General features: G+C 36.4%; 11 protein-coding genes and 2 pseudogenes. 2 read left to right on the top strand and 11 right to left on the bottom strand.

The genetic code is table 11. The features are described from left to right. Positions 1-35 precede the first annotated feature (35 nt). From RU86_RS11010 to lacA, 9 genes and pseudogenes are all read right to left on the bottom strand, one after another. Positions 36-935: an aldose 1-epimerase family protein gene (locus RU86_RS11010; RefSeq protein WP_096815349.1), complete on the bottom strand. Its 900-nt coding sequence runs from the start codon at positions 933-935 to the stop codon at positions 36-38. A 20-nt stretch (positions 936-955) separates the two neighbouring features. Then, positions 956-1,227 (bottom strand): annotated as a pseudogene (locus RU86_RS11015) (DUF3884 family protein). Further along, the gene (lacG, locus tag RU86_RS11020; protein WP_096815350.1) at positions 1,227-2,633 is read right to left on the bottom strand and encodes a 6-phospho-beta-galactosidase; all 1,407 of its coding nucleotides are present in this window, start codon (positions 2,631-2,633) and stop codon (positions 1,227-1,229) included. The pseudogene RU86_RS11015 and the gene lacG overlap by 1 nt, the downstream one beginning before the upstream one ends. 141 nt (positions 2,634-2,774) lie before the next feature. Continuing rightward, a complete protein-coding gene (locus tag RU86_RS11025) occupies positions 2,775-4,481 on the bottom strand; it encodes a lactose-specific PTS transporter subunit EIIC (RefSeq protein WP_096815351.1) in 1,707 nt (568 codons plus the stop codon). After that, on the bottom strand, positions 4,481-4,798 hold the full coding sequence (locus tag RU86_RS11030; protein ID WP_096815352.1) for a PTS lactose/cellobiose transporter subunit IIA: 318 nt from the start codon (positions 4,796-4,798) through the stop codon (positions 4,481-4,483). The genes RU86_RS11025 and RU86_RS11030 overlap by 1 nt, the downstream gene beginning before the upstream one ends. 26 nt (positions 4,799-4,824) lie before the next feature. Further along, positions 4,825-5,805 carry a tagatose-bisphosphate aldolase gene (gene lacD, locus RU86_RS11035; RefSeq protein ID WP_096815353.1) on the bottom strand — a complete coding sequence of 327 codons (981 nt, stop codon included), beginning with the start codon at positions 5,803-5,805 and terminating at the stop codon, positions 4,825-4,827. Positions 5,806-5,807: 2 nt separating this feature from the next. After that, on the bottom strand, positions 5,808-6,740 hold the full coding sequence (gene lacC, locus RU86_RS11040) for a tagatose-6-phosphate kinase (RefSeq protein ID WP_002290553.1): 933 nt from the start codon (positions 6,738-6,740) through the stop codon (positions 5,808-5,810). A gap of 10 nt (positions 6,741-6,750) precedes the next feature. Next, positions 6,751-7,266, bottom strand: a complete 516-nt coding sequence (gene lacB, locus RU86_RS11045; RefSeq protein ID WP_096815354.1) for a galactose-6-phosphate isomerase subunit LacB — start codon at positions 7,264-7,266, stop codon at positions 6,751-6,753. Positions 7,267-7,282: 16 nt separating this feature from the next. Further along, a complete protein-coding gene (lacA, locus tag RU86_RS11050) occupies positions 7,283-7,708 on the bottom strand; it encodes a galactose-6-phosphate isomerase subunit LacA (protein WP_096815355.1) in 426 nt (141 codons plus the stop codon). 482 nt (positions 7,709-8,190) lie between these two features. Here lacA and RU86_RS11060 point away from each other — a divergent pair, with 482 nt between their 5' ends. Together RU86_RS11060 and RU86_RS11065 are read left to right on the top strand one after the other, a co-directional pair. Next, on the top strand, positions 8,191-8,958 hold the full coding sequence (locus RU86_RS11060; RefSeq protein WP_096815356.1) for a DeoR/GlpR family DNA-binding transcription regulator: 768 nt from the start codon (positions 8,191-8,193) through the stop codon (positions 8,956-8,958). 47 nt (positions 8,959-9,005) lie between these two features. Continuing rightward, complete coding sequence (locus RU86_RS11065) at positions 9,006-9,287, top strand: tyrosine-type recombinase/integrase (RefSeq protein ID WP_245334355.1); 282 nt, start codon at positions 9,006-9,008, stop codon at positions 9,285-9,287. 88 nt (positions 9,288-9,375) lie between these two features. On the opposite strand, the pseudogene RU86_RS12440 reads toward RU86_RS11065, so the two are convergent. Next, positions 9,376-9,498 (bottom strand): annotated as a pseudogene (locus tag RU86_RS12440) (zeta toxin family protein); the annotation flags it as partial. After that, positions 9,438-10,373, bottom strand: coding sequence for a toprim domain-containing protein (locus RU86_RS12135; protein WP_342743761.1), 936 nt, complete (start codon positions 10,371-10,373; stop codon positions 9,438-9,440). The pseudogene RU86_RS12440 and the gene RU86_RS12135, both read right to left, overlap by 61 nt. Positions 10,374-10,618 lie beyond the last annotated feature (245 nt).

The following is a 10,618-nucleotide window of genomic DNA, read 5'->3' on the forward strand; positions in this document are numbered from 1 at the left end:
GTTTGATTTTCAAACTTCGCAACAGAACCCAAATTTTAATTAAGGATAGTAATATCATAGATTTTTCTAGAAGTTTCTTGAGGTGAAATTTTCGTTACCTGTCTTTTATCTTCTAAGAAATTACCTTCTTCAAGTGAAGTGGAGAGACCACTCCAAGGTTCCAAAGCAATGAATTTACTTTTATTAGTTGTAGACCACAGAATCAAGTTCGGAAAATCATCAAAATCTACTCGAAGACCTTTACCAGACTTCCTTGACCGAAGCGTTACGCTACGAGACTTGAGCTGGTCAAGTGTAATGGCATCATGGGAAAAAAGTGAGTAGTCCAAATCGAGAATCTTTTGATTTTCCAAAAAAGGTGTCCTATCTTGCAAATCTAATAATCCTGTCTCAGGAAAACTCTTTGGTATCGAGCAAGACTCAACCTCACTAAATTCAATATAATAATCCTCATAGTTTTCACCTTCTACTAAAGGACAATTGAATGCTGGATGGGCTCCAATAAAGTAAGGCATTGTTTTTTCAATTTCCAAGTTCGTTACCTGAAATTCGGTTCTAATTGATTTACCATTCAAGGTATAAACAACTCTCAGTTCAAACTGATATAGGTAATTATCAAGCATCTCAGCATTTGGTTTAATACTGAAAGTCACGCTATTTTCATTAACTTCTTCAAGAGTAAATTCTTCTTTTCGAACAAAACCATGTCTACGAATTAGACCTGTAAAAAAAGGTCTTTCTTGAGGTCTATAAATAGCCCAATCATTACGTAAACTACCACAGATAGGAAATAGAATTGGTGCCTGTCCATTCCAATACTCTGGATCAGCTTGCCAGAGATATTCTAACCCATCTTTGTCTTTAATCGAAGTCAGTTGACCACCAAGTGTTTTAAACTGAACCGTAAGATACTTGTTTTTTAATTCGATAGTCACAGTCAATTCCTTTCTTTTTGTTATTGGAAAGGCAAATAATCTACCTCGAAGTGAACAGTCTCACATATTGCTACATCGAGTAATTGTAAAACTTCCCATTCAAATTCGGATAATGCTAAATCAGAATGGCAAATCCATTCTTTTCCAGGTGAAACATACCAGTTACTACATTTTGTAGTGAGGTAGCTTCAAGCTCAGGAATTATAGGACAATCTTCGAAATTAATAATATATACCTTTTCAAAGCCTGATCTAAAAATCAGATAACAAATTATTACATTCTCAGGTGATATTACTCTATCACTTGAGTTTCTGCTAATTTCTTATACCAATGTGCTGATTTCTTAGGATAGCGTTCTTGCGTATCAAAGTCTACATAGAACAATCCATAACGTTTTTCATAACCATTTGACCATGAGAAAACGTCCATAAGTGACCAAATGAAGTAACCTTTAACATTTGCACCATCCGCAATCGCGTCTGATAAAACTTCCAAGTGTTGCTTCACGTAATCAATACGACCATCATCATAAACAGTATTATCTACAAACTCATCTTTGTATCCGAGACCGTTTTCAGTGATGTAAATCTTCTTGTAATTCGGATAATCATTTTTCACTCGCATGATTTGGTCATACAAGCCTTCAGGATAAATAATCCAATCCCAGTCTGTGCGCGGAACATAGTCAGGAGCTACTCGACGACCAACACCCTTAATTTGGTACTTAGAGCTTCCTTTTTCACCCTTACCATTGTGAATGATTTCAGTCTCACCATCAAAAGCTTGCATCCAATCACTCATGTAATAGTTGATACCAAGGAAATCATTCAAATCTTTAGCTGCTTCAAGTGCTTGGAAGTCTTCATCACGAAGATCAAGTTCTCCACCATTCTCAGCTAGGATATGGTTGACACCTTCCATCGTTTTATCTGAATAGTGCCCAAGATAGGTTGCATCCAAGATAAATTTGTTATGGATGATGTCTTCAAGTTCAGCAGCACGAACATCTGCTGGATTTTCCGGATCATAAGGGTATTTAGTTGGTAAAGCATGAACAACACCAATTTCACCTTTATAACCTTTATCCTTATACAATTTTACAGCACGTGCATGAGAGACCATCATGTTGTGGTGTGATTGGAAGACTTTGGCAAGATCATATTTAATGCCTGGAGGGAATTTACCAACCAAGTATTGACCATCACCAATTGGGCCAATTTCATTGAAAGTTGTCCAGTAGTTTACTTCTGGAAACTCTTCAAAACAGAAAGCGGCATAATCTATAAAGTGTTCTATATTTTCGCGGTTTAAGAAATCTCCATTTGAATGAAGAGCTTCTGGTGTGTCAAAATGATGCAAAGTCACAAATGGTTCAACATGACGCTTGTGGCATTCAGCAAATAGTTTATGGTAGAATTCAACACCTTTTTCATTTACTTCACCGTAACCCGTTGGGAAAATACGAGACCAGGCAATAGAAATACGAATACCATTAACACCATATTCTTCAGCTAATTCTAAATCAACTGGGTATTTATGGTAAAAATCACTTGCAGGTTCTGCTGTATACCAATAATTGTCTTCAAGATACTTATCCCATGCAACTGGGCCTTTACCATCCGTGTGAGTCGCACCTTCTGCTTGATAAGCAGCTGTAGCACCACCAAAAATAAAATCTTTAGGAAGTGTTTTAGTCATATCTATAAATCCTTTCAAAAAAAGCATTTGAGACGATATTCTGAGTTCCGGAAACCAAGGAAATGAAATGCAATGATATGGTTAACAATATTATAAGGAACTGAAAGAATAATCTCGTCTCAAATAACTTTTACAAATTTATTAATCAAACTGTTGTTGAACAAATGCAAGAGCACCTTGTCCATCACGTGTCAATTTGATATATTGAGCTCCTTCAGTTTTTGCAAGTTTAATGCCCAATTTATCTGTTTCAGCCTTCATATCATCGAAGTTTGAAGCGACCTGTGGAGCCAAGATAACCAAGTCAAACTCTGGCAACATTTCACGGTGAGCACCGTAACCACCCGCTGCCGCTTTGACTGGAACATTGTATTCTGCTGCTGCTTTGTTCAAGGCATTGGCAAGCAAGCCACTTGTACCTCCACCTGCACAAAGAACAAGAACATTAGTTTCTTTTGTGATATTATTGTTTGCTGCTACATCTTCTTTAGCAACGCCTGCTTTTCCAAGAACGGCATCTGCTTTAGTAGTATTGAAGTTTGCAGCTACTTTTTCTTTAAAAGCATCGTTTGTTTTACCAGAACGTTCTTCTTCAAGAATTTGTTCATCGTATACCTTAACAAATGGGTAATAAATGATAGTATCAACAACTATCAAGAGACCGGCTAAGATAAATGCTAGAACTTGGAAGTTAGTACCGAGTACAATTCCCAACGGACCAGGAGTAACCCATGGAAGGTTGGTAGAGAATGAGTTCATGTTCAATGTGTCAACAAAGAATTTAAAGATCCAAACGTTGGCAATCGGAGCGAAAATGAACGGTATAAAGAAAATCGGATTCAATACGATTGGTGCACCAAATAAGATTGGCTCATTAACCCCAAAGAATGTTGGAACAACTGAGGCACGTCCGATGGCACGGTTACGTTCTGATTTACAAATCCACATGAACAAGAATGGAACAATCAATGTAGCTCCTGTTCCACCCATGGTAACAATAAACATTTGAGTACCAGAAGTGATAACTTTATCTGCATGTTGTCCAGCTTGGATAAGATGCAAGTTGGTATCGATATTGGCATAAGTGATAGCAGCGATTGCTGGTTCGACAATTGAAGGACCGTGGATACCAACAAACCAGAAGAAGGCATAAGCACCAAAGATAAGTGTAATTCCAAGGTAACCATCTGCAGCTGAGAAGAGAGGAGCAATAAGGGTACCGATTGATTCTGCAACGGTTACATCAAGAGTTGCCTTAACAATGAGTTCAAGTCCATAAAGGAGAACAACCGATACAGTGAATGGAATCAAGTCTTTAAATACTTGAGAGATATTTGGTGGAACCTCTTCAGGCATACGAATAGTAACATTATTTTTCACACAGACCTTGTAAACATTAACTGTCACAAAGGCTGCAATAAATGCTGTCAAAAGACCTTTTGTTCCCATGAAGGCTGTCAAGAAGCCTCCTTCTTTTGCAGGCTCAGCTGCCATCAAAAGGAACCCTACCATAGACGCTAGCATCGTAGATAAGAAGTTAATCTGATTGGTCGCAGGTAGGTCACGGTTCATTGAGTCCGTCAAAGCTTTAGCGGTAGTACCACCAACAAAGAATGCTAGGATACCCATCGAATAGCTATAAGGAGTCATCAAGAAGGTCTCAATGTCTTTTGACCAGTGGAATCCCCAAGCATTTGGGACATAGGCAATAAGGATAAAGATAGATGAGAAAAGGATGACTGGCATACCAGCGATAAATCCATCACGAATAGCACGAAGATAGATGTTTCGAGAGATTTTCTCAAAGAATGGTTTCCGTTTCTCAATAAGTTCAATTAGTTTATTCATTATTTTGCTCCTCTTTTATAAAATTCTATGAGGTGATGAATCACATCTTTTAATAAGATAGTAGTCATTAAGTGGTCCTGACCATGCATCATGGTAACGCTGTATGGAAGTTCCTCCCCAGAAGCTTCTCGAGCCAACATAGCTGTCTGAGAATTGTGAGCCTCTGCAATACAGCTTCCTGCTTCTACTACAAGACTATCTGCCTTAGCGAAATCACCATTTTCAGCCGCTTTAAGCGCTTCCAGAAGTTTAGAGCGAGCATCTCCAGCATAAGCAACAATTTCAAACCCTAAGAGAGTCATCTCTTCTCTGTTCACAACATATCCTCCGTTTTATGTTTTTACTATACTTTATCAGTCCATGGACTAGCTGTTTTAACAAGAACTTTGTTAAGTTCATCAATATTTTCGAATCCAGTAGTACGCAACCATTCACGTGCTGCTTTTTCACCTTCTTTGATGTAAGGTTCTACAGATCCTGCCCAAGTAGCACGTCCACAAAGCACACCATTAAACTTGGCACCTGAGTCGTGAGCAAATTGCAATGTTTCTTGGAACAATTTAGCAGATACACCTGCACTTAGGTAGATGTATGGAAGGTTAGTCGCTTCTTCTTGTGCTTTAAAGAAGTCAGCAGCTTCAGCTTTACTGTAAACCACTTCACCATCAGCAAAACCTTCGACATATTTAACGTTAACTGGTACTTCTACTTTAAGAACATCAATGTTAAAGCGTGGATCAGAGAAAACTTTCATCGCTTCAATGACTTTGCGAGGTTTCACTTTTGCATATTCAACAGAACCTGCATCTGAGATTTCTTCATCATAAGCAAGGATTTCCAAGAAGAAAGGAATATCTTCAGCGACACATTCAGAACCAACACGTTCAATATAAGCTTGTTTTTGTTGGTTAAGTTCATCTGAGCTGTCTACATCATAGTAAAGCAAGAACTTAACGGCATCAGCGCCTTGCTCTTTGATACGTTTTGCAGACCAAACATCCAAGCAGTCAGGCAAACGTTTTGTACTTGATGTATCATAACCTGTTTTTTCATAGGCAAGAAGAAGACCTGCTTCTTTATCCAATGCTTTTGTTGCTGGAAGTCCATATTCAGGGTCAAGCAACATTGAAGAAGCGTATTTTGTAAGTTCATCAGCAACCAAAACCTTTAGTTCTTCCATTTGAGCTACAGTTGGTTCTGTATCTTGATACTGTGCCATCAAACGTTTCAAAGCACCACGTTGGTCAAATGCCAAAGCTGAGATAAAACCGTTTTTATCTGAAAGTTTTTCCAAAGATTTGCGTTTCTGTTCTGTAAGTATCATTTTTATACCTCTTTTACTCCAATTTGTGAGTTTAGTGTTTCGTAATTAGTCATATTCACATGCCCTGTCATTGTTTCTTGAGCATTTAACATACCCAATGTCATCGCATGTTTTAATAAGTCAGCGTCACTTTTTTTACTATTTAAAGCTGATGCAATACCAGCTACCGTTGAGTCCCCTGATCCGACTGGATTAACAACTGGGATATCAGGAATATCTACCTTATAGAAAACATCACCATGTTTTGCAAAGGCACCGTTTCGACCTAATGAGACCACTATCCATTCGATACCACTAAAAAGTGACTCTTTAAGAACGTCTTTAAGTTCTTCAATATCTTTTGTTACTTCTTTTCCAAGCAACTGTGAAAGTTCCTCATTATTAGGTTTGATGGCAGTAGGTTTAGCCGACGATTTTAGAACTGTTTCAAGAGGTGCACCTGAACAATCCAAAACGACTGCTACTCCTTCATCCGAAGCAAGTTGGATAAGTTTTTCATAATAATCGTTGGGAAGTCCTGAAGGTAAACTTCCTGAAATTGTCACAACTTCTGATTGTTTAATAAGATTGCTATAGTGGTCAAGAAAGCCTTCTGCTTCTTCATGAGAAATTGTTGGTCCTTGTTCCAAAATTTCTGTTTGGTTACCCTCGTGTAAGATAGCAATACAGTTTCTAGTGTTTCCTGAGATTTTATAAAAAGCTGGACTAACAGGAGATTGTTCTAATTCGCTTTCAATAAATTCACCAATTTTACCACCTAAGAAACCTGTAGCAGTAACTTTATCACCAGATTCATACAAGACTCTAGTAACATTTAAGCCTTTTCCACCAGCTGTCTTACTAACATCTTTCACCCTATTCACTGTATCAATTTTCAATGTTTCTAGAGGATAAGAGATGTCTACTGAAGGATTTAGTGTGACTGTCAGAATCATTGGTTATACCTTAATCGTGGTACTCACCACGGTCCCATTTTTCAAGGAATTCTGTAAAGAAATCCTCATCTGCTTGATGTGCATTATGTTTTTCAACGTGTTCGATTTTTGCAATCAATTTTTTATTTTCTTCTGTTGGTTTGTACTCAGCTTCAATGAAAGCTTCAATGATGTCATTCATAAGAAGACCACCAGTAATCATTCCACCAAAACCGATAACATTCGCATTAAGTTCTTCCTTAGCATATAGAGCTGACGTCATATCACGAACCAACGCTGAGCGAACACCTGGAACTTTATTGACTGCATTGTTAATGCCGACACCTGTACCACAGATACATACTCCCAAGTCTGCTTGACCACTTACTACTGCTTCACCGACTTTTTTACCATAGATAGGGTAGTGAGTACGTACGTGGTCATATGTTCCGAAATCAAGTACCTCATATCCTTTTGATTTCAAGAATTCTGATACTGCCATTTTTACATCTGTGACAATGTGGTCACATCCAATTGCGATTCTCATTTTTTAACTCCTTTTCTTAACACATCTTGTTAAGCATATCTACTCGGATTTGATGACGTCCGCCATCATATTTACCATTGACGAAACTTTTAGCGATGTTTTTAGCAAGCTCATCACCGACGATTTCAGCGCCAACCGTAATCATTCGTGAATTGTTATGTCCACGTGTCATATAAGCTGAGCGTTCATCTGAAACTTCTGCTGCAACCATACCTTTAATTTTAGTTGCTACCATGAATGGACCAGCTCCATAAGCATCAATTACAATACCTAAGTTTTGCTCATCTTTATTTACTTCAGAGGCAACTGCCAAGGTAACATCAACAAAATCTTGTCCGTCCTTAGTCACATCAATTACCTCAAAACCTTCTTCTACAAGAAAATTTTTCACAACATCTTTTAATCTCGTACCTTTGAGATCTGCACCAACAACAATAGCCATTTTGACTACCTCCTAAATTTTAGAAATAAATGCTACGTAGAAATAGAAAACATTTTGCAAAATGTTCGAGATAACGCTTTCATCATCTCTTTATTTATATAATATCAAACATCCAAACAAAAAGCAACGCTTTTTGTTTATTTTTTGTTTTTTTTTTGTTTTTTTTAAAAATAGATAACACCGTTAAATTATTGTTCATTTTTGTTCATTTAATCCATCACAAAATGGACGTGAAATATCTATTCAAGTATTACAAAAGTCTTTTACTTTCTATAACTTACTGATTAAGAGGTCCTACTTTATTTTCGTCTTATACAAAATCTGACCTAAGCTAATATACGTCAATCCTCTGTTCTTATTTCATCATCTAACGTTTTTTTGTTTGAAATTGTTTGTTTTACCTTGAAAACATTTTTTTTATGATACAATTAAAAGAGAATTATCTTTGGAAAAAAATTACTTTATGAGAGAAGAGTCTTCATATGAACAAAAAACTACGATTAGAAAAAATTTTAGATATGTTAAGGATTGATGGGACCATAACCACAAAAGAAATAATAGATGAACTAGATATTTCCGATATGACAGCCCGTAGAGACCTTGATGCTCTAGAAGCTGATGGACTTTTAACACGTACTCATGGTGGTGCACAATTGCTTTCCTCTAAAAAGACACTTGAAAAGACACATATCGAGAAGAAAAGTCTAAATACAAAAGAAAAAATTGACATTGCTAAAAAAGCCTGCTCTTTAATCAAAGATGGCGATACTATTTTTATTGGACCCGGAACTACACTTGAACAACTGGCATTAGAATTGAAAGGTCGTAAAGGTTATAAAATTCGTGTCATTACAAATAGTCTCCCTGTGTTCTTGATTCTAAATGATAGCGAAACCATTGATTTATTGCTTCTTGGCGGTGAATATAGAGAAATAACTGGAGCTTTTGTAGGTTCAATGGCTTCGACAAATTTAAAAGCAATGAGATTTGCCAAAGCTTTTGTTAGTGCAAATGCTGTTACCCATAATTCTATTGCTACATATAGTGACAAGGAAGGTGTGATTCAACAACTTTCCCTAAACAATGCTGTAGAAAAATTTTTATTAGTAGACAGTACTAAATTCGATCGATACGATTTCTTTAACTTCTATGATCTAGATCAACTCGATACCATCATTACAGATAACCAGATTAGCCCTCAACACTTAGAGGAATTTAGCCAGTACACTACTATTTTAAAAGCGGACTAGAATTATGACTTATAAAAATATTGTTTTTGACCTTGATGACACTCTTTATGACCATCAACTCACCTGAAAATGGAAAATTAAATCGAAAAGGTAATCCAAAACGAGCAGGAATTGATATTGATAATAAACTTAGTTTTAATAAACATATTACGACCCATATATTCCGTCATACGCATATTAGTTTCTTAGCAAAGCAAGGAATACCCCTAGAAGCAATTCAAGACCGTGTAGGGCATTCTAGAGGTAGTCGTGTAACAGAAATTTATTTGCACATCACTAAAAAAACAAAGGATCAAATTATACCTATCCTTGATACTCTTACACAATAAGTGTGGCAAATCTGTGGCAAAACATAAGAAAAAGGCTTGTCCATATTGGACAAACCCTTTATTTTCAAGCTTATATAACCTAATTAAGCTTTACCAGCTGATTAGAATAGGATGTTGCATGTTTTACTACGTCTTTTTCATAGAGTTTCACTAATTCGTCAAAATTTGGGTGCTGTTGTTTGAACGTATCATTATCAATGATAACAACATTTTATTTTGTGATAAAAGAAGCTGAATGTTTTTAGGCGAATAGTTGTGAAGTTTGCCCATAGCTTTTAAAAATGTTGCATACTGATCAGATTGTAAATAATTTTTGATGCCTTTTTTCATATGCTCTGATAAACCTTTTGTATCTTTTTCAAGGATCATATCTGATACTGATTTTTCTTCTGACACTTCACTAGGAAATTCAGAGTCAAAAGATTTATCCGATAATTGTATACTTTCTTCTTTTAGTATTTCAGGTTTATTTTGATCAAGATACAAATAAGATATTTTAGACCCTGCTAGAGTATCTTCATACCATTTAGCTGAGTCTTGAATAACAGATGCGTATCTATTTATTTTTGTCAAATCTTTAGGTTTTGCTTTGTAGTAGCTGGGCTTTCTTATTGACTTTTGAGGGTTAGTAATGCTAAAATGTAATTGAGCATTGGTAGGAAAAGTAGGTTGAACTTGTTCAACAGGTTGGGGTACTTCCTTGACAGCTTGACTGTCTAAAGAACTCGAAGTGCGGTTAAAAGTCCCGCTCCCAATGTTAGGCTCTTGGCTTAGGTCAAGGGCTTTTTTTTGTTTCAAAAAATCGTTCCAGTCCATTTTTTCTTGATTGTTCTCAAGCGGTGGCAAGTCAATGTTGAATTTTATATTCTTATTTTTTAACTTTTCAATAAAGCCCAAACCTGCCTTATCATTATCTACAGCTAAAGTGATCAATTCACGATTAGCACCTAATTCAAAGAAGTTTGTATTTGCTAAAATAGGGAGTAATTTTTTGGCATCATCAAGGTTAATATCTGTAAGCCCCTCTTTTTCAGCTAAAAGTTCGTATAGATGCCTTGAAATAGTAGTATCTTTTAAACCGTCCATTGAAACAAGTCTTACGTTTTCTAGTCGAATTTTATTAAGCTCATAGTAGCTCATTAAGTCAATAGGAGCTTCAAGAAATATAAGTCGTTCAAGTGTACCAATATCAATATTGAGACCAGTAGAACCATCACCAAGTACCTTTTTAAGGCGACCATGTTCATGTCGTAAGAAGTTTTCGTGAATACCTTGCAGACTACAGCCAATAATTTTTTTATCTTTAGGGCACCTCTAATAACTACCAATTA

The sequence above is a fragment of the Pseudolactococcus piscium genome, from assembly GCF_002441695.1.
GTDB lineage: Bacteria > Bacillota > Bacilli > Lactobacillales > Streptococcaceae > Pseudolactococcus > Pseudolactococcus piscium.